We start from the raw sequence: 19,199 nt of genomic DNA on the forward strand, positions 1-19,199 counted from the left end.
CTTCACCATCGTCGAACGCTTCTGCCCTCCCCGCACCCCGACGGGCCGCGCACCCCGTGCGCGGCCCGTCGTCGTGGAACACCCGGAGTTGGTGCGGAGTCTCCAGAAGTAATACCTGTGAAGTATTACCCTGGTTCCATGAGGATCACCGAGAAGGGTCAGGTCACCATCCCGGTCGAGGTGCGCAGGAGACTCGGTCTCAGCCCCGGAGACGAGGTCGAGTTCGTCCTGGAGGGCAACGGTGCGCGTGTGGTTCGCGCGGCGACCGAGCCCTCACGCGGCCAGCGCCTCGTCGAGCGACTGCGCGGTAGGACCACGACCAGTATGAGCACGGACGAGATCATGGCGTTGACCAGGGGAGACGATGACGACTGCTGAGGCCGTCAGGTCCTGCCTGGAAAGTGACGGAGCCGGGCCGTCCTCCACGATGGTCGACACCGACGTGCTGCTGGACGTCCTCACCGGCGATCCCACCTGGGGTGAGTGGTCGGAACGGGCCTTGGTGGAGGCGGCTGACCGGGGCCCCGTGGTGATCAACCCGATCATCTACGCCGAGGTCTCCGTGGGCTTCACCCGCATCGAGGAACTGGACCTCGCGCTGGGCGGCGACTTCGTTCGCTCCGACCTGCCGTGGGAAGCGGCCTTCCTGGCCGGAAAGTGTCACCTCCGCTACCGGAAGCAGGGCGGGACCAAGCACGCGCCGCTGCCGGACTTCTACATCGGTGCCCACGCGGCGATCGAAGGCCATCAGCTCCTGACCAGAGACGCCCGGCGATTCCGGACGTACTTCCCGTCGGTGAAGCTGCTCAGTCCGAACTAGGTGACCACGGCCCCGGTGGGAAGGCCCCTCCGAACCATGGGTGCCTCCCCGTACCCCGACGGGCCGCACACCCCGTGCGCGGCCCGTCGTCGTGGGAACCCGCCTCACCGTCGATGCCCATGGCTGCGGTGGAGGTGTGACGCGGATGACGTGGACGGCCGACGAGGAGTTGACGTGTGCGCCGCGGGCTGACCGCCGTCAGCGGACGGGGTGGGCCAGGCCCTCGCCGCCGACGCCGTTCTCCAGGCCGAGCCAGGCCGCCATCTCCTCCAGCTGCGCCACCAGTTCGGGCATGGTGTCGGCGGGGGCGCCCTCCTCCAGGGTGATCTGGCGGGCGAGCAGGGTGCCCGAGGCGCGGTCCGCCTTGAGGTCCACCCGGGCCACGAGGTCGTCACCCAGCAGGAAGGGCAGCACGTAGTACCCGTGCACCCGCTTGGCGGCGGGCACGTAGATCTCCAGGCGGTAGCGGAACCCGAAGAGTTCCTGGGCGCGGTCGCGGGTCCACACCAGGGAGTCGAACGGGCTGAGCAGGGCGCGGGCGTCCACCCGGCGCGGGACGCGGGCGTCCCGGTGCAGGTAGGCGGGGCGCTCCCAGCCCTCCACGGTGACCGGGACCAGTTCCCCGGCGTCCACCAGGTCGGCCACGGCGGCACGGGACCCCGCGCCCTTGAGCCGGAAGTAGTCGCGCAGGTCGGGCTCGGTGGCGATGCCGTGCGCACGCGCGGCGATGGCGACCAGCTCGCGGTGCGCCTCCTCCGGGGTGGGGTGGGGGAGCGCGTGCACCTCGGCGGGCAGGACGCGTTCGGGCAGGTCGTAGCGGCGTTCGAACTGGGTGTTGCGGCCGTTCGAGGTGAGGTCACCGATCCAGAACAGGTACTCCAGGCACCGTTTGATCTCGGACCAGTTCCAGCCCCAGTGGTCCTTGGCGCGCGGCACGTCGTGGGCCAGCGCCGCCTCCACCTCCCGGGCGGTGGCCGGACCGATCCGGGCCACCTCCTCGTGCACCGCCCGGACCAGGTCGGGCTTGTCCTCCCGGATGCCGTTCATCCACCCCACGTTCCGCTGGGCCCGGTTGAGCTCCATCCGGTACCGCATGAGGCGGTGGGTGGCGGGCGGCACCAGGCTCGCCTCGTGCGCCCAGCACTCGACCAGCCGGGCCGGGCTGTCACCGACGCTCGTGGTGGTGGCCCGGTCCAGCAGGGCGGGGGAGTACGTGCCGATCCGGGCGAACACCGGCAGGTACTGGCTGCGGGCGAGCACGTTCACGCTGTCGATCTGGAGCAGCCCCACCCGCCGGACCACGCGCGCCAGGTGCGCGAGTGTGGGGGTGGAGCCCGGCCGGGGGTCGTGGAAGCCCTGGGCGGCCAGGGCGATCCGGCGGGCCTGCGGCAGTGAGATCTCCGCGTCGCGGCGGGGGTGTGGTGCGGCCATCTGGTCACCGTATCCGCAGCCGACGACGTTTCCGGGAAGGGATTCAGCCCGTCCGGCGGTGCAGGTCGTCGAGCACGGACGGCCCCGGATCGGCGGGCGCGATCCACGGTCCGGGCAGCGACGGGTCCAGGACCCCCTCCTCCAGCCAGGTGTAGGAGTCGGCCATCAGGCGCCGGGCCAGCCTTCCGTCCAGCTCGTCGGTGTTGGACCACAGCCCCTCGAAGAGGGACTCGACCCGCAGTCGGGACTGGCGGCAGAACACGTCGGCCACCTCCAGCGGCGTGGTGCCGCGTTCGGGGTGCGCGTCCGCGTCGGCGCGGGCGCGCACGACCACGGCACTCGTCGCGAAGAGCTCGGCGCCGACGTCCACCACGCGACCGAGGAACCCCTGCCTGGCCTCCAGCCCTCCCCGCCAGCGGGCCATCCCGTGGAAGGTGGAGCGCGCCAGCCGACGCGAGGCCCGCTCCACGAAGCGCAGGTGCTCCGCGAGTGGGCCGAACTCCTCGAAGGCGGACGGCACCTGACCCCGGCCGACCACCAGGGTCGGCAGCCACCGGGCGTAGAACCCGCCCGCCCTCGCTGCGGCGCGCGCCCTCCGGACCCGGCCGGCGTCGGGGTCGACGAGGTCCCCGGCCACGGACAGGTGCGCGTCCACGGCCTCGCGGGCGATCAGGAGCCGCATGATCTCCGTGCTGCCCTCGAAGATCCGGTTGATCCGCAGGTCGCGGAGCAGCTGCTCGGCCGGCACGCCGCGCTCGCCCCGCGCCGCCTGGGATCCGGCGGTCTCGTATCCGCGTCCGCCGCGTACCTGGACCAGTTCGTCGGCGACCCGGTAGGCCATCTCCGACGTCCAGAGCTTGGCCAGGGCCGCCTCCACCCGGATGTCGTGGCGCCCGTCGTCTGCCATCCGCCCGGTCAGGTCGAGCACGGACTCCATGGCGTACGTCGTGGCCGTGATGAAGGACAGTTTCCTGGCGACCTCCTCGTGCCGACCCACCGGCTCACCCCACTGGACGCGCTCACGTGCCCACTGACGGGCGATCCCGGTCGCCCACTTGCCCGCGCCCACACAGAGGGCGGGCAGGGACAGGCGTCCGGTGTCGAGCGTGGACAGCGCGATGCGCAGCCCCCGGCCCTCCGCGCCGATCCGCTGGGCGGCGGGCACCCGCACCCCGTGCAGGCGGGTGACCCCGTTCTCCAGGCCCTTCAGTCCCATGAAGCGGTTGCGGTGCTCCACGGTGACGCCGGGGGAGTCGCCCTCCACCACGAACGCGGTGATCCCGCCGGGGTGGCCGGGCCCCTCGGGCACCCGCGCCAGCACGAGGAGGAGCTCGGCCACCACGCCGTTGGTGGTCCACAGCTTGACCCCGTCCAGCAGGTACGCCGCACCGTCGTCCGTGGGCGTGGCCCTGGTGCGCAGCCGTGCCGGGTCGCTGCCCACGTCGGGTTCGGTGAGCAGGAAGGCGCTGACGGCCCCCTCGGCGCACCGGGGCAGGTAGGCGCGGCGCTGTTCCTCGGTGCCGAACCGGTGGACCGGCTGGGGGACCCCGATGGACTGGTGGGCGGAGAGCAGGGCGGCGATCGCCGGGCAGACGGAGCCGACCAGGGTCAGGGCGTGGTCGTAGTGGTACTGCGAGAGGCCGAGCCCGCCGTAGCGGGTGGGGATCCTCATGCCGAACGCGCCGATCCCGCGCAGGGCCGCGACGGTCTCGTCGGGGACGCGCTCCTCCAGCTCGACGCGCGGGGCGTCGACGCCCGCGCACACCTCACGCAGTCGGGCGAGGAAGGCCTCCGCGCGCCGTGTCGCGGATGCGTCCGGGTACGGGGGATCGACCAGGTCCAGGCGCAGGCGGCCCAGGTAGAGCTCCCTGGCGAAGCCCGGCCGCTTCCCTCCGCCCTGTCTGGCGCGTTCGGCCTCCCGCCGGGCCTCGCGGGGATCGTCCGTCGACATGACACGTTCACCTCACCTGGAGGGAGGGTCCCTGTGGCCTCTCCCACAGGCCTACCCGAAGGGTGCGGGTCCGATACCCATGAGGGCCCCGGTACCCGGGGGGCGGGAAAAACCTTGCGCACGATGCGAACCGTTCGAGGGGCGTGGCCGTCCAACGAAGCGCGACGGAAACCAACCGAGCTCATGCCGGGAGTCGCCGAACCCCGGTGCGGAGGACGGCCGCACCGGGGTTCCTCGTGTCCGCACCCGCCGGATGCGCGAGTCCGGCCAGGTCGGAGCGGTCCGTCGGCGCGATCCTCTAGCCTTTGGCTGTGCGTATCGCGACATGGAATGTGAACAGTGCCCGGGCCAGGGCCGAGCGGATCGGTGACTGGCTCGACCGGAGCGACATCGACGTCCTCGCCATCCAGGAGACCAAGGCCCGCGACGACCAGTTCCCCGCCTCGGTCCTCACCGACCGCGGGTACGAGGTGGCCCACCACGGCCTCTCGCAGTGGAACGGCGTCGCGATCGCCTCGCGCGTGGGGTTGGAGGACGTCCGGATCGGCTTCCCCGGCCAGCCCGGCTACGGCGACCCCGAGGAGCGTGAGGCCCGCGCCATCGGCGCCACCTGCGGCGGCGTCCAGGTGTGGAGCCTGTACGTGCCCAACGGGCGGGAGGTCGACCACCCCCACTACGCGTACAAGCTGCGCTGGCTGGAGGCCCTGCGCGAGGCGGGCGCCGCGCGTCTGGCCGAGGACCCCGAGGCGCAGATCGCCTACGTCGGTGACTTCAACATCGCCCCGCAGGACGACGACGTGTGGGACATGGCCGCCTTCGAGGGGCTCACCCACGTCACCGAACCCGAGCGCACCGCCTTCACCCGGCTGGTCGACGCCGGGTTCTCCGAGGTCGTGCGGGAGTACACGCCCGGACCCGGCGTCTACACCTACTGGGACTACAAGGCGCTGTCCTTCCCCAAGCGCAAGGGCATGCGCATCGACTTCGTGCTCGCCTCGCCCGCGCTGCGGGCGCGGGTGACCGGTGCGAGCATCGACCGCGAGGAGCGCAAGGGCAAGGGCGCCTCCGACCACGCCCCCGTCATCGTCGCCCTCGACGGTGCCGACAGCCAGCCGGTCGACCGGCCCAAGAAGTGACCTGGGAATGAACAGAGAAGTGGGTAACGAAGTGAGCGCCGTGCCGCGCCTCGCCGTCCTCGGCAGCGTCAACATGGACCTGGTGGCCTACGTGGACACGGTCCCGGGTGGCGGCGAGACCGTCACCGGCACGGACTTCCGCCAGGTCCCCGGGGGCAAGGGCGCCAACCAGGCGGTGGCCGCCGCGCGGGCCGGGGCCGAGGTCGCCTTCCTCGGGGCCGTCGGAGACGACGCCTTCGGCGCCGAACTGCGCGCCAACCTGGTCTCCCACGGGATCGACGCCTCCGGTCTGCGCACCGTCCCGGGGGTGTCCGGGGTCGCGCACATCGCGGTGGACGGCCGGGGCGGCAACCGGATCATCGTGGTGCCGGGCGCCAACGCGGCGGCCGGAGCGGTCGACGGCGACGAGGCGCGGGTGGCCGGTGCCGCCGCGCTGCTGCTCCAGCTGGAGCTGCCGATGGAGGCCGTGGTCGCCGGGGCGCGGCTGGGCCGGGGCCTGGGCGTGCCGGTCTACCTGACGCCCGCCCCCGCGCGGGATCTCCCGGACGAGCTCCTGGCCAACGTGGACGTGCTCGTGCCCAACCAGCACGAGGCGGCCGCCATCACCGGGCACACCGAACCGCGCGCCGCGCTGGCGGCGCTGCTGGAGTGGGTGCCCGAGGTGCTGTTGACGCTGGGCGAGGACGGCTCGCTGTTCGGGCGTCGGGGCGAGGAGCCGGTGCACGTTCCGGCGCGTCAGGTGGAGGCCGTGGACACCACGGCGGCCGGTGACACGTTCTGCGGCTCGTTCGCCGTGGCCCGGGCCGAGGGCCGCTCGGCGCGGGAGGCGATGGAGTTCGCCGCGGCCGCCGCCGCGATCTCCGTGGGACGGCACGGAGCCAGTTCGTCGATGGCCTCGCGGGACGAGGTGGAGGCCCTGCTCAGGGGCTGAGCGCGGTGACGCTCCTGCGGCCGGGCCCCGACCGGGGCGCCGGGCGGGAGCGCGCGGGATCGGGCACACCCCCTGGCCACGGAGGTCAGGGGGTGTGCCCGATCTGCTTCAGGAACGGCGCGGGGTCCTGGTCCTGGAGACGGACCTCCAGCACGATGTCCACGGTGTCCCCGACGAGACGGCCGCCCCAGGGCACGGGCCCGCCGTCGCCCACCCCGAAGTCGGACAGGCTGATCCTGGTCGTGGCGGAGAAGAAGTGGCCGTACGTGTCCTCGGGTGAGGCGTAGTCGGGGGCCTCGCCCACCCACGCGCCGTCGAGGACGACGGGGAGCGCCGTGCCGTGGAGGGTGAGGTCGCCGTGCAGGCGGAAGGAGTTCCGCTTCCTGCCGGGCTCCAGGCGGGTCGAGGTGAAGCGGATCTCCGGGTGGCGCTCGACGTCGAGGAAGTCGGCGGAGCGCAGGTGGGCGTCCCGGGCGTCGACACCGGTGTTGACGCTGTCCGACGCGATCACGACCTCCACCGAGGAGCGGGCGGGGTCCTCCGTCACGTGGACCCGCCCCTCGGCCCTGCCGAAGGTGCCCTGGACCCGGCCGAAGCGCAGGTAGTGGGCGACGAAGATCAGGCTGGAGTGCAGCGGGTCGAGGTGCCAGGTACCGGTGCGCGGGCCGAACTCGGGGATGGATGTCATGGGCGCTAACTCCCTCTTTGTCCGGTATGAGACATTTGTCCACTTACTGTAGGTCCGATGCCCGACCAGATCCCCTGGTTCGCCTCTGACCTGCGAAGAGACTTTCGACTCGCCGTTCGCAAGCCCCGTGACGCGGCGTTCCGACCGGACACGCGAAGGAGGGCCGGAGCCCGTGGCCCCGACCCTCCCGACGTACGCGCGCCGACGCGCTACATGTGCTCGGGCGACTCCACACCGAGCAGGTCCAGGCCCTGGACCAGCACCCGCAGCGCCACGGACACCAGCGCCAGCCGCGACTCACGTTCGGCGTCGGTCGACGCCGTCAGCACCGGGCAGTGCTCGTAGAAGGCGGTGAGCGTCTGCGCCAGCTCGAACAGGTACGTGGACAGGCGGTGCGGCTGGAGGTGGTCGCCCACCTGCTCCACCACCGCGCCGAAGCCGAGCAGCTTGAGCGCGAGGTCGCGCTCGGAGCCCTCGGAGACGGTGATCGCGCCGTCGACGCCCCGGGGGTCCACCCCGCCCTTGCGGAAGATGGAGCGGATCCGGGCCTGCGCGTACTGGATGTACGGACCGGTGTTCCCGGTCAGCGCCAGCATGCGGTCGAAGTCGAACACGTACTCGGTGTCGTGCGAGACCGACAGGTCCGCGTACTTCACCGCGCCGATGCCGACCTTGCGGGCGATCTCCGCCTGGCTCTCGGCGTCCAGGTCGGGGCGGTTCTCCGCGACCACGGCCGCGGCCCGCTCGATCGCCTCGTCGAGCAGCTGCACGAGCCGGACCGGGGCGCCGCTGCGGGTACGCAGGATCTTGCCGTCCGGGCCCAGCACGTTGCCGATCTGCACGTGCGTGGTCTCGACGCGGTCCGGCAGCCACCCGGCCTTGCGGGCGGTGGCCCAGACCATCTTGAAGTGCATGGCCTGCGGGGCGCCGACCACGTACAGGATGCGGTCGGCCTTGAGGTCGTCCACCCGGTACCGGACGGTCGCCAGGTCCGTGGTCGCGTAGCCGTAGCCGCCGTCGCTCTTGCGGACGATCAGCGGGACCGGCTTGTCCTCGCGGCCGGTGAAGCCCTCCAGGAACACGCACAGGGCGCCGTCGCTGATCTCCGCGATGCCCTTGGACTCCAGCTCGTCGCACACGTCCGCGAGCATCGCGTTGTAGCTGCTCTCGCCGGCGAGGTGGTCGTCGGTGAGGGTGACGCCCAGCTTGGCGTAGACCTTGTTGAAGTAGATCCGGGACAGGCCCACCAGCTCGCGCCACAGACGCAGCGTCTCCTCGTCGCCGCCCTGGAGGGCGACCACCCGGCGGCGCGCACGGGCGGCGAAGTCGTCCGGTCCCTCGCCCGAGGAGTCGAACTTCGTCCGGGCCGCCTGGTAGAAGGCGTTGGGGTCCGTGGTGAGGAGGTCGGCCTCCTCGGAGTCCTCCCCGGCCTCCAGCAGGTGCTCGATGAGCATGCCGAAGGGGGTGCCCCAGTCACCGATGTGGTTCTGGCGGATGACGTGGTGGCCCAGGAACTCCAGCGTGCGGGCCAGGGAGTCGCCCACCACGGTGGTGCGCAGGTGCCCGACGTGCATCTCCTTGGCCACGTTGGGCGCGGAGTAGTCGAGCGGGATGTTCAGGCGCTCCTGGACCGGAACGCCCACGCGCGGGTCGTCGAGGAGCTGGCGCGTCTGGTCCGCGATCCAGTCCTCGCGCAGCGTGAGGTTGATGAAGCCCGGCCCGCTGACCTCGATGTCTCTGCACACGTCAGCGACGTCGAGGTGCTCCATGATCGCCGCGGAGACCTCGCGGGGCTTGCGGCCCAGGCGCTTGGCGAGCGCGAGTGCGGCGTTCGCCTGGTAGTCGGCGAACTGGGACGGACGGACGACGGGATCGGTGTCGGCGTACTCGGGGCCGAAGGCGGCGCCGAGGGCGGACTGGACCCGTCGCGAGAGTACTTCCTGCGGGTCGGCCATGCCCCTAAGGGTACCGACCGCCTATCCCCCTCCCGACAGGTTTCAAACGGTCCTCCCGGCCGCCGATACGCCGGGGCCCCGCCGGATACGCTCCCCTCCATGAGTGAAGCCTGGAACCCCGAAGCCCCCGGTGTGCTGAGACTGCCCTCGGGCCGCCTGGTCCGTGGCAGGGGCCTCGGCTACCCGCTGCCCCAGGGCCCGACGCCCGGGTTCGGGGTGTACCTGCTGGAGCACGAACCTCCGGCCTTCAGGTGGCCCGGCCGCTGGGTGCGCTGGCCGGACTTCGGCCTGCCCGCCGACGACGCGGACGCCCTGGCGGGGTTCCGCGAGGCCCTGGAACGCGCGGACGGGGAACGGGTGGAGCTGGCCTGCCTGGGCGGGCGCGGCCGGACCGGGACCGCGCTCTCCTGCCTCGCCGTGCTGGACGGGGTGCCCGCCGAGGAGGCCGTGGCCCACGTACGCGAGCACTACTCGTCGCACGCGGTGGAGACCCCCGAGCAGGAGGCCTACGTGCGGGCCTTCGGGGACGCCCGCGACTGAGCCGGGCACGTCCGCCCCGTCCCGATCAGCGTTCCTCGGAACGGCGGTGGAGCCAGTGCGCGGAGCGGTGGGGCACCCGGCGGCGGATCTGGTCACCGATCCGCCCGCCCGCCAGGTCGTGGGCGAGCCGACAGGCCTGCGCGATGCCCTCCGGGTGGCTGTCCCCGTGCGCGATGACCACGGTGCCGTTCAGGCCCAGCAGGGCGGCGCCGCCGTAGGTCTCGCTGTCGAACCGTTCCCGCAGTCTGCGCAGGGCGCCGCGCTGGAGCACCGCCCCCGCCTTGGCCATGGTGGAGGAGGTCAGGGCGTCCCGGACGGCGTCCATCGTGAAGGCGGCGGTCCCCTCGATGGTCTTGAGCGCCACGTTGCCGGTGTGGCCGTCGGTGACCACCACGTCCACCCGGCCGAGCATGAGGTCGTGGCCCTCGATGTTGCCCCGGAAGTCCATGGACTCGGATCCCTCGGCGGCCAGCAGTTCGCTGGCCCTGCGGATCAGCTTGTTGCCCTTGCCCGGTTCGGAACCGATGTTGAGCACGCCCACGCGGGGCCGCTCCACCCCGAAGGCGGTCTGCGCGTAGGCGCACCCCAGGTGCGCGAACTGGACCAGCATCTCCGGTTTGGCGTCGGCGTTGGCTCCGGCGTCCACCATGATCGTCGGCACCGGTCCGGTCGGCAGGGTCACCGCCAGGGCCGGGCGCAGCACCCCGGGCTGGGTCCGCAGCCGCACCGTGGAGGTGGCCACGATCCCGCCGGTCGAGCCCGCCGAGACCAGCGCGTCCGCGTCGCCCCGACGGATCAGGCGGCAGGCGACCGCGGCGCTGGAGCGCGGGCGCCGCCAGCTGGCCAGGGCCCCCTCATCCATGGCGAGGGTGTCCTCGGCGTGCACCACCGGGACGTCGCGCAGGGCGCCCTCCTCGGCGAGCTGGGCGGCGATCTCGGTCCGGCGTCCCACGAGCAGGACCCGGAGGCCCAGTTCCCGGACGGCCCTGACGGCGCCGCGCACGACCTCCCCGGGGGCGTTGTCGCCGCCCATGGCGTCCACCGCGATGATCGGCGGTGACGTACGCGGTACCGGTGCGTCCGCGTCGGATGTGCCAGTCACAGCTTCCTCACACGGTCGGTTGGTGCTGATGGGCGGGTGCGGTGGGCCGTTCACGCAGCTCGGCGCGGTTTCACGGCACGGGTGACCGCGCCCTTTCGGGGCCGGACGGGGTGATGTGGTGACACGTTATCGGGTCGCCCCGCCACTGACTACGGACGGTACGTTCGTGCAGTCATGCGAGGATACTTCCTGTATGTCCAGGTCAGGGCTGGATATTACGCAGAGTGGGTACAAAGCCCCTAGACGGGGTATATCCGCTCGCTGGCTGGGTCGCTGACAACACTCTGGTCACAGCCGATAACTGATTTTTCATCCCCAGGTGGTTCCCCGGTACCCGTATGCCGAAGCCACCGGGTCAGGGCTGCCCTGCTCCATGAGGGCGGGCCCCTGTCCAACCGCAGGAGAGGAGAGGCGTGAGCGTAACGCCAGACGCGGCACAGTCCGCGTCCGCCGGACGTCGGTTTCGTGCCTACACGACGAAACACCTTGACGAGCTCACGGCGCGAGCCGGTCTCGCGGCTGACGAGCAGCTCGCGGTCAAAGCGGTCGCGCACGTGCTGCCGTTCCGCGTCAACAGCTACGTCATCGACGAGCTGATCGACTGGGACGCCGCTCCCGACGATCCGATCTACCGCCTGGTCTTCCCTCAGGCCGACATGCTGCCCACGGACGACGTCTCCAGGATCGCGGACCTCATCAGCTCCGGCGCGGGCCGCAAGGAGCTCAACGAGGCCGCCAACGGCGTCCGCGCCAAGCTGAACCCGCACCCGGCCGGGCAGATGGACCTCAACGTGCCCACCACGGGCAACGAGGAGCCCATCCCGGGTATCCAGCACAAGTACAAGGAGACGGTCCTCTTCTTCCCGAAGCAGGGCCAGACGTGTCACGCGTACTGCACCTACTGCTTCCGGTGGGCCCAGTTCGTCGGTGACGCCGACCTGAAGTTCGCGTCGGGCGAGATCGACCAGATGGTCGACTACGTGCGCTCGCACCCCGAGGTCACCAGTGTCCTGTTCACCGGTGGCGACCCGATGATCATGGGCGAGGGGGTCATCTCCCGCTACATCGAGCCGCTGCTGGAGATCGAGCACCTGGAGGCCATCCGGATCGGGACCAAGGCGCTGGCCTACTGGCCGCAGCGCTTCACCACCGACCCGGACGCGGACGACACGCTCCGCCTGTTCGAGAAGGTCGTGGCCTCGGGCAAGAACCTCGCGTTCATGGCCCACTTCTCGCACCCGAACGAGATGAAGTCCGAGCTCGTGCAGGAGGCCGTGCGCCGCATCCGCGGCACGGGGGCGGTCATCCGCACCCAGGCCCCGCTGATCCGCACGATCAACGACTCCTCGGCCACGTGGGAGGACATGTGGCGGACGCACCTGCGTCACGGCATGGTCCCCTACTACATGTTCGTCGAGCGTGACACGGGCCCGCAGGACTACTTCGCGGTGCCGCTGGCCGAGGCCTACGACATCTTCCGGGGCGCCTACCAGAAGGTCTCGGGCCTGGCCCGGACCGTGCGCGGCCCGTCGATGTCGGCGACCCCCGGCAAGGTCTGCGTGGACGGCGTGACGGAGATCATGGGAGAGAAGGTCTTCGTCCTGCACTTCATCCAGGCGCGCGACCCGGAGCTGGTCGGCCAGCCCTTCTTCGCCAAGTACGACGAGAAGGCCGCCTGGCTGTTCGACCTCAAGCCCGCCCTCGGAGCCACCCACTTCCCGTGGGAGAACGCCCCGATCGGCGCCAACGGCCTGGTCGACCCGGCCCGCCTCTAGCGGCGGCACCGCTCAGTCGGGCGGTGGCGACAGCGGAGCCCGGCACCCTGGTGGGGTGCCGGGCTCCGTCCGTGTCCGCGTCGTGGACGGAAGGAGGCCGCCGTGGGACGGGTGTCGACCACGGGGCCGACGACGCGGACACGGGTCCCGGAGTGGTCTGTGGTGGGGGAGGAGGGCCCCCGGGGCGCCGTGGTTCGGAGCGGTGCGTCGGGTCCGGCACCGCCCGGGTCAGTCCAGGAGCGCGTCGAAGTCGCCGGTCTTGGCGCCTCGGACGAAGGCCCTGATCTCGGCTGGCGTGTAGACCAGCGCGGGCCCCTCGGGATCGCGGGAGTTGCGTACGGCGATGTCACCGCCGGGCAGGGTCGCGACCTCCACGCAGTTGCCGTCCGGGTTGCTCCAACTGCTCTTGGTCCATGCGACCTCCAACCGGTCCGCGGGGACGCCGTTGTAGATCGGTTGCATCCTCAACCTCCTGGAAGTTCGGGGACAGGTGAGCGGGGTGTCCGCGGACGGCTCCTGCACGCCGTGACCGTCGGACCCGACCACCCGGGCACCGTCCATCCTGTCCAGGGAAGGGCGGTTTATTGGCGGGTGATCCCTTTGTCCCCATACGAGGCCAAAGCGTAGTCCATGCACGTGCATCGGTGATTGCATCCGTAATCAACCCCCGACTGCTGCGCGGCGATGGCATCGAAGGAACCGCATGTCAGGACTAACGTGCCGGAGCCGTTGATGGTTCGGTGTTCCGTGATTGTTTCCCAGTCGTGGCCGAAGGCGGACACGAAAGCGACCCCGTGGGTACGCAGGGCGTTCACGGGGTCGCGGGGGGTGCGGGGGGCGGGCGAGCCGGTCGGTGGCTGTGCGCGGGAGGGTGCCCGCGGACCGGCTGGGACCTAGGTCCCGTAGCGCTTGAGGAAGTCCTGGAGGAGATCCGGGGTCTGGCCCGGGAGGGGAGCCTGGGTGGCCAGGTGGTCCATGGTCTGCGCGTAGCGGCTGGTGTCGTCGAACTTGTCGAAGTACAGGGCGCTGCTCAGCTGCTCCAGGTAGACCACGTCCGGCAGCTGCGGCGTGGGGAACCGCAGGATGCTGAACGGTCCGCCGGCGGCCGGGTGGCCGCCCATGGCGAACGTGGCGATCTGGAGGGTGATGTTGGGGCGGCGGGCCATCTCCAGCAGGTGCTCGACCTGCTCCCGCATGACCTCGGCGCCACCGAAGGGGCGGTGCAGGACCGCCTCGTCGATGACCGCCCACAGGCGCGGCGGGTCGCCCTCGGCGGACGTGAAACGCCGTTGCCGATGCATGCGCATGTTCACGCGGCTGTTGACGTCCTCCTCGGACGTCGCCGTGCGCGAGAGCTGGATCACCGATCGGGCGTAGGCCTCGGTCTGGAGGAGGCCGGGCACGAACTGGACCTCGAAGGTACGGATGACCGACGCGGCCTCCTCCAGGCCCACGTAGACGCCGAACCACTGCGGCAGTACGTCGCCGTACTTGTGCCACCAGCCCTGGGCGTTGGCGCTGGAGATCATCCCGACCAGTGCCTCGCGCTGCGCGGGCTCCCGCACCCCGTACAGCTTCAGCAGGTCGTCGACGTCCCGGTGCTTGAAGCTGACCTGGCCGAGCTCCATCCGGCTGATCTTGGCGTGGGAGGCCCGGATGGCGTACCCGGCGTCCTCCCGGGAAATGCCCTTCTCCTGGCGCAAGCGCCGCAGCTGGGTGCCGAGCAGAATGCGCAGCACAGTGGGACCACCACTGGAATTGGCCAGGAAATCCTGTGTGACCTGGTGGTTCGGCGTTGGGTCTGCTACCACTTCGCCTCCCTATGGAGTGGTATTGGCGGGAGCGACCGCTCAGTATACCGATGTCGTTCTTCCGGGACAGGGGCGTCGAGCGCCGTTTCGAGCCCCAGTGAAGGGTACCGGCGGGAATCCCGGAAGACGGGCGGACGAATTCTTCGTGAGGGGGCCTACCGAAAGGGGGAGGGCTTCCTATAGTGTTGCCGAACGTTGAGCTGCACGTGCATCTGTGGTTTGCGTATGTAAGGAACACGTACGCCGGAGCAGAGCGCGGCACAGGCCGGACGCGCGAACCGACATCATCCGTGAGGACCGTGATGAACACAGAGCTGGTGCCTTCGGAGCTGCACGCCGGGGCATCCTGGGGTCCGCACTCCCGGGCGCGCACGCCCGAGGCGACCCGGGGCGGGTGGTGGGACCCGTCGCTTGGCCGACTGGGCATCGGGGAGAGCACCCGCGCTCCTGGTGGCGCCGCCGCCTGTTACGGCGCGGTACCGGACTCGGTCCGGTCGGCGCGGGAGTTCGGCGCCGACAACCTGTCCGCGTGGGGACTCTCGCGGCTGGCCGAGGACCTTCGGCTCGTCATCTCCGAACTCGTCGGCAACGCGTGCCGTCACGCGGTCCGCGACGACCTCCCCGAGCGGACCCGGGTCACCCTCCAACTGCGGCCGTTCCCCCGGGACGGCGCCGTGGTCTGCATGGTCGCGGACCCCAACCCGCGCGGTCCGGTCCGGGTCGAGGCGCACCATTTCGCCGAGTCGGGGCGCGGGCTCGGGCTGGTGGCCGCATTCAGTCGCGAATGGGGATGGAATCCCGTGGACGGTCACGGAAAGATCGTCTGGGCGATTTGCGGTTCTGATCCGTTCTGAGGGTGCGCCGATTTCCACGGGAAACGGGCAACGGCCGCGTTCCGGGACAGCAGTGCAGCCCGCCGCTCCGAGTAGGCTGTCAAGGGCATGTCGGCATTTGACCGACGGCGCCACAGACCCCACCGGCCCCGAACACGGGAGTAAGGCGTGGCCGTACTGGATCCCGACCAGGAGCACTTCCGCTGCGACGGCATGTCCGTCGTCCACCTCGAAGGCGAGATCGACATCGCCACGGCCGAGGGCGTCCACGCCCGGCTGGCCTCTTCGGTGATCGAGAACTGTACCGTCGTGGACCTCTCCGGGGTGGGCTTCATCGACGCCTCCGGGGTCAACGCCCTGGTCGGCGCCGTGCGGATCGCCTCCGGCTCCCAGCGCCACCTGCTCATCGCGAGCCCGCCCCGCCAGCTGAGCCGCATCCTGGACGTCCTGGACCTGCACGCCGTGCTTCCCACCCACGCCGACGTCGCCGCCGCCCGGTCCAGCCACACCGCCCACGCCCTGCACTGACCACGAGAACGGGGCGCGCCGCCGGGGGAGACCCCCGTGCGACACGCCCCGGACGCGTCGGGACCTACTCCACGGTCACGCTCTTGGCGAGGTTGCGGGGCTGGTCGACGTCGTTGCCCTTGGCCAGGGCGAGCTCGCACGCGAACACCTGCATGGGGATCGTCGCGACGATCGGCTGGAGCAGGGTCGGCACCGCCGGGATCTCGATGAGCGAGTCCGAGTACGGACGCACCGACTCGTCGCCCTCCTCGGCGATCACGATGGTGCGGGCACCACGGGCACGCACCTCCTGGATGTTCGAGACGATCTTGTCGTGCAGCACGCTGCGCCCCTTGGGCGAGGGCACCACGACGACCACCGGAAGACCGTCCTCGATGAGCGCGATCGAGCCGTGCTTGAGCTCACCGGCGGCGAACGCCTCGGCGTGCATGTACGCCAGCTCCTTGAGCTTGAGCGCGCCCTCCATCGCCACGGGGAAGCCCACGTGGCGGCCCAGGAACAGGACGGTCTTCTCGTCGGCCAGGGAACGGGCCAGCGCACGGACCGGCTCCACCGAGTCCAGGACCCGCTCGATCTGCTCCGGCATGGTGGCCAGCTGCGCGATCACCGCGTTGATCTCGTCACCGAACTTCATCCCGCGCACCTGGGCCAGGTACAGGCCGATCAGGTAGCAGGCGGCCAGCTGGGTGAGGAAGGTCTTGGTGGCGGCCACCCCGACCTCCGGACCGGCGTGCGTGTACAGCACGCCGTCGGACTCACGCGGGATCGTGGACCCGTTGACGTTGCAGATCGCCAGCACGCGGGCGCGCTGCTCGCGGGCGTAGCGGACCGCCATCAGGGTGTCCATGCTCTCGCCGGACTGCGAGATGGCGATGACCAGGGTCTGCTGGTCCAGGATCGGGTCGCGGTAGCGGAACTCGCTGGCGACCTCCACCTCGCAGGGGATCCGGCACCAGTGCTCGATCGCGTACTTGGCGATCAGGCCCGCGTGATACGACGTGCCGCACGCGATGATGACGATCTTCTCGACCGACCGCAGCTCGGCGGGGGTCAGCCGCATCTCGTCCAGGGTGAGCTGGCCGTCGACCGAGACCCGGCCCAGGAGCGTGTCCGCGACAGCCTTGGGCTGCTCCACGATCTCCTTGAGCATGAAGTAGTCGAAGCCGTCCTTCTCCGCCGCCGAGGCGTCCCAGTCCACGTGGTACTCACGCACGTCCACCGGGTTGCCCTCGTAGTCGGTGACGACCACGGAGTCGGCGCGCAGCTCCACGACCTGGTCCTGGCCCAGCTCGACCGCCTCGCGGGTGTGGGCGATGAACGCCGCCACGTCGCTGGCCAGGAAGTTCTCGCCCTCGCCGCGACCGACGACCAGCGGCGAGTTGCGGCGCGCCGCGACGACCAGGTCGGGGTCGTCGGTGGAGACGGCGACCAGCGTGAAGGCGCCCTCCAGCCGCTTGCACACCTCGCGCATGGCCCCGGGCAGGTCACCGTCGCCGCGCCGCTCCAGCTCCTTGCTGAGCAGGTGGGAGGAGACCTCGGTGTCGGTCTCGGACAGGAACTTGCAGCCCTGCTCCTCCAACTCGGCCCGGAGGGCGGCGAAGTTCTCGATGATGCCGTTGTGGACGACGGCCACCCGGTTGTCGTTGTCGACGTGGGGGTGGGCGTTCACGTCGTTGGGTGCGCCGTGCGTGGCCCAACGGGTGTGACCGATCCCGGCTCCCTCACCGGAGACAGGGTGTTCCTCCAGAGCCTGGCGAAGGTTGGCGAGCTTGCCCGCCCGCTTCTCGGAGCGCAGGGTTCCCTCACCCAGCACAGCGACACCCGCGGAGTCATATCCGCGGTACTCCAACCTCGCGAGGCCGTTCACCACGACCTCAAGCGCCGGTTGCGGCCCGACGTAGCCAACGATTCCGCACATGGGCGCCAGCGTAAGCCAAAAGATGTCCGGAATCGACCAACCAGTGGTACATACCAATAGGTATTTTCCCAGGTGGCGGTATAGACCATTTGGTGTATCCGAGGTGGACCACGCAGGTGGGAGGGTGGGGGAGGGCGCCGAGTGGAACCGGTTCCCACCCCGACGAACCCACCCAAAAAACCTTGCGTGTCGCCCGCGTGAACGTGTGGTGTCCGGCACGTTCCGCCTCCGCGTCGGACAATCGGGGGACCGGCTGCCCGGAGTGGGGGAGCGCCTCGTCTAAGGTGGTCAACCGTGTCTCACGCGACGAAGAACGGCATCTCCTCGCCGTACGTGGAACTGGACCGGGCGGCCTGGGCCGCGCTCCGGGCCTCCACGCCCCTGTCCCTGACCGAGGCCGACCTCAGCGACCTGCGAGGTACCAACGACCCCACCTCCCTCGACGAGGTCCGCGACATCTACCTGCCTCTCTCCCGGCTGCTCAACCTCTACGTGGGCGCGACGCAGCAGCGGCACGCCGCGGTGCGCGCCTTCCTCGGGGAGTCGGACCGGCCGTCGCCGTTCATCATCGGCGTGGCGGGCAGCGTCGCCGTGGGCAAGTCCACCACGGCGCGCCTGCTGCGCTCCCTGCTCGCGCAGTGGCCCAACCACCCGGACGTCGAGCTCGTCAGCACGGACAACTTCCTCCACCCGAACTCCGTCCTCCAGGCGCGCGGGCTCATGCGCCGCAAGGGGTTCCCGGAGAGCTACGACCGGCGCGCGCTGGTCCGGTTCGTGTCGGAGATGAAGGCCGGAGCCGACCGCCTCGACATCCCCGTGTACTCCCACCTGCACTACGACGTCGTGCCCGGCGAGCGCCAGACCGTGCACCGCCCCGACATCCTCATCGTCGAGGGCATCAACGTGCTCCAGCCCGCGACGGCGGGACGGCTCGCGGTCGCCGACTTCTTCGACTACTCCATCTACGTCGACGCCAAGGTGGACAACGTCCGCAGCTGGTACCTGGACCGGTTCCGGGAGCTGCGGCGGACCGCCTTCTCCGACCCCCGCTCCTACTTCCACCACATGGCCACCACCATCGAGGAGACCCAGGCCCTGGAGTTCGCCGCCAACACCTGGGAGACCATCAACGAGGTCAACCTCGTGGAGAACATCCGCCCGACCCGGGGCCGGGCCACCCTCGTGCTGTTCAAGGGCGACGACCACCGCGTCAGCCGTGTGCGCCTGCGCAAGACCTGAACGGTCCCCGGCCTCCCCGCCGCCTCCGCGGTCGGGAGGTCCGGTACCCGTTCGGTCGGCGGTGTGACCGGGGTCCCACGGCTCCCCGCCGGGTCGGACCCGAGGTGAACGGGGCTCCGGCGGAGCGGCCGGACGGACAATCCGGCTAACGGCCCCGTGCTCCCCGCCTCATGGTTACCGTGACCCTATGGCCACTCCTCACGAGTACGTCCCCACCCCCACCGAGGTCGTCGCGTCGTGGATCCCGCATGACGCCCGCTGGGACAAACAGGCCCGCGCCGCCGCCCGCAGGGGTGTCACCGAACTGCGGCAGTACGTGGTCGGACTGGTCTCCGACTACCGCGACGGCGGTGTCGAGCTCACCGACGAGTACGACCGGCGGACCATCGACGCCGTCATCGAGGACGTGGAGCTCGGCGGCGGCCTCGGCCGTGTGCGCTGGGACGGCGTCCGGGACGCGATGCTCACTCCGGACCGCTCCGGCGTCTGGTAGCTCGGGTAGGCTCACGGGTTCGGCATCACCGACCCCCCGGGGTCGTGG

Annotated in this window: 18 protein-coding genes; 10 read left to right on the plus strand and 8 right to left on the minus strand. The window is 70.8% G+C overall.

The features are described from left to right. Nucleotides 1-138 precede the first annotated feature (138 nt). Together ACRWK8_RS25225 and ACRWK8_RS25230 are read left to right on the plus strand one after the other, a co-directional pair. Nucleotides 139-378: an AbrB/MazE/SpoVT family DNA-binding domain-containing protein gene (locus ACRWK8_RS25225; RefSeq protein ID WP_378737692.1), complete on the plus strand. Its 240-nt coding sequence runs from the start codon at nucleotides 139-141 to the stop codon at nucleotides 376-378. After that, nucleotides 365-820 carry a type II toxin-antitoxin system VapC family toxin gene (locus ACRWK8_RS25230; protein ID WP_431873072.1) on the plus strand — a complete coding sequence of 152 codons (456 nt, stop codon included), beginning with the start codon at nucleotides 365-367 and terminating at the stop codon, nucleotides 818-820. The genes ACRWK8_RS25225 and ACRWK8_RS25230 overlap by 14 nt, the downstream gene beginning before the upstream one ends. A 198-nt stretch (nucleotides 821-1,018) precedes the next feature. On the opposite strand, the gene ACRWK8_RS25235 is transcribed toward ACRWK8_RS25230, so the two are convergent. Next, nucleotides 1,019-2,251 carry a winged helix-turn-helix domain-containing protein gene (locus tag ACRWK8_RS25235; protein WP_378737688.1) on the minus strand — a complete coding sequence of 411 codons (1,233 nt, stop codon included), beginning with the start codon at nucleotides 2,249-2,251 and terminating at the stop codon, nucleotides 1,019-1,021. Nucleotides 2,252-2,294: 43 nt separating this feature from the next. Then, the gene (locus tag ACRWK8_RS25240) at nucleotides 2,295-4,202 is read right to left on the minus strand and encodes an acyl-CoA dehydrogenase family protein (protein ID WP_431873073.1); all 1,908 of its coding nucleotides are present in this window, start codon (nucleotides 4,200-4,202) and stop codon (nucleotides 2,295-2,297) included. A 311-nt stretch (nucleotides 4,203-4,513) separates the two neighbouring features. Here ACRWK8_RS25240 and ACRWK8_RS25245 point away from each other — a divergent pair, with 311 nt between their 5' ends. Beyond that, nucleotides 4,514-5,338: an exodeoxyribonuclease III gene (locus ACRWK8_RS25245; RefSeq protein WP_378737684.1), complete on the plus strand. Its 825-nt coding sequence runs from the start codon at nucleotides 4,514-4,516 to the stop codon at nucleotides 5,336-5,338. A 7-nt stretch (nucleotides 5,339-5,345) separates the two neighbouring features. After that, the gene (locus ACRWK8_RS25250; protein ID WP_378737682.1) at nucleotides 5,346-6,269 is read left to right on the plus strand and encodes a ribokinase; all 924 of its coding nucleotides are present in this window, start codon (nucleotides 5,346-5,348) and stop codon (nucleotides 6,267-6,269) included. Nucleotides 6,270-6,354: 85 nt separating this feature from the next. Here the strand turns inward: ACRWK8_RS25250 and ACRWK8_RS25255 are convergent, their stop codons facing one another. After that, entirely contained in the window at nucleotides 6,355-6,957 is a 603-nt protein-coding gene (locus ACRWK8_RS25255) for a YceI family protein (RefSeq protein WP_431873074.1), read from the minus strand. 209 nt (nucleotides 6,958-7,166) lie between these two features. After that, complete coding sequence (gene argS / locus ACRWK8_RS25260) at nucleotides 7,167-8,912, minus strand: arginine--tRNA ligase (protein WP_431873075.1); 1,746 nt, start codon at nucleotides 8,910-8,912, stop codon at nucleotides 7,167-7,169. Between the two features lie 99 nt (nucleotides 8,913-9,011). Between argS and ACRWK8_RS25265 the strand changes: the two genes are divergently transcribed. Then, a complete protein-coding gene (locus ACRWK8_RS25265) occupies nucleotides 9,012-9,452 on the plus strand; it encodes a protein-tyrosine phosphatase family protein (protein WP_431873076.1) in 441 nt (146 codons plus the stop codon). 25 nt (nucleotides 9,453-9,477) lie between these two features. Here the strand turns inward: ACRWK8_RS25265 and plsX are convergent, their stop codons facing one another. Then, nucleotides 9,478-10,554, minus strand: coding sequence for a phosphate acyltransferase PlsX (plsX, locus tag ACRWK8_RS25270; protein ID WP_378737674.1), 1,077 nt, complete (start codon nucleotides 10,552-10,554; stop codon nucleotides 9,478-9,480). Between the two features lie 413 nt (nucleotides 10,555-10,967). Between plsX and ACRWK8_RS25275 the strand changes: the two genes are divergently transcribed. Continuing rightward, nucleotides 10,968-12,329 (plus strand): KamA family radical SAM protein, encoded by a 1,362-nt coding sequence (locus tag ACRWK8_RS25275; RefSeq protein ID WP_431873077.1) that lies wholly within the window; start codon nucleotides 10,968-10,970, stop codon nucleotides 12,327-12,329. A 228-nt stretch (nucleotides 12,330-12,557) separates the two neighbouring features. Here ACRWK8_RS25275 and ACRWK8_RS25280 read toward each other — a convergent pair whose 3' ends face one another. Together ACRWK8_RS25280 and ACRWK8_RS25285 are read right to left on the minus strand one after the other, a co-directional pair. Further along, nucleotides 12,558-12,791, minus strand: coding sequence for a DUF397 domain-containing protein (locus ACRWK8_RS25280; RefSeq protein ID WP_017543997.1), 234 nt, complete (start codon nucleotides 12,789-12,791; stop codon nucleotides 12,558-12,560). A 431-nt stretch (nucleotides 12,792-13,222) separates the two neighbouring features. Next, nucleotides 13,223-14,068, minus strand: a complete 846-nt coding sequence (locus ACRWK8_RS25285; RefSeq protein ID WP_431873078.1) for a Sco1979 family transcriptional regulator — start codon at nucleotides 14,066-14,068, stop codon at nucleotides 13,223-13,225. Nucleotides 14,069-14,442: 374 nt separating this feature from the next. On the opposite strand from ACRWK8_RS25285, the gene ACRWK8_RS25290 reads away from it, so the two are divergent. Next, on the plus strand, nucleotides 14,443-14,994 hold the full coding sequence (locus ACRWK8_RS25290; RefSeq protein ID WP_378737669.1) for an ATP-binding protein: 552 nt from the start codon (nucleotides 14,443-14,445) through the stop codon (nucleotides 14,992-14,994). Nucleotides 14,995-15,141: 147 nt separating this feature from the next. Further along, nucleotides 15,142-15,501, plus strand: a complete 360-nt coding sequence (locus ACRWK8_RS25295; RefSeq protein WP_378737667.1) for an STAS domain-containing protein — start codon at nucleotides 15,142-15,144, stop codon at nucleotides 15,499-15,501. Nucleotides 15,502-15,565: 64 nt separating this feature from the next. Here the strand turns inward: ACRWK8_RS25295 and glmS are convergent, their stop codons facing one another. After that, nucleotides 15,566-17,419 carry a glutamine--fructose-6-phosphate transaminase (isomerizing) gene (glmS, locus tag ACRWK8_RS25300; RefSeq protein WP_378737665.1) on the minus strand — a complete coding sequence of 618 codons (1,854 nt, stop codon included), beginning with the start codon at nucleotides 17,417-17,419 and terminating at the stop codon, nucleotides 15,566-15,568. Nucleotides 17,420-17,752: 333 nt separating this feature from the next. Between glmS and coaA the strand changes: the two genes are divergently transcribed. Then, on the plus strand, nucleotides 17,753-18,658 hold the full coding sequence (coaA, locus tag ACRWK8_RS25305; protein WP_378738298.1) for a type I pantothenate kinase: 906 nt from the start codon (nucleotides 17,753-17,755) through the stop codon (nucleotides 18,656-18,658). 187 nt (nucleotides 18,659-18,845) lie between these two features. Further along, nucleotides 18,846-19,151, plus strand: a complete 306-nt coding sequence (locus ACRWK8_RS25310) for a hypothetical protein (protein ID WP_378737662.1) — start codon at nucleotides 18,846-18,848, stop codon at nucleotides 19,149-19,151. Nucleotides 19,152-19,199 lie beyond the last annotated feature (48 nt).

Source organism: Nocardiopsis eucommiae (assembly GCF_965344335.1).
Taxonomy (GTDB): domain Bacteria; phylum Actinomycetota; class Actinomycetes; order Streptosporangiales; family Streptosporangiaceae; genus Nocardiopsis; species Nocardiopsis eucommiae.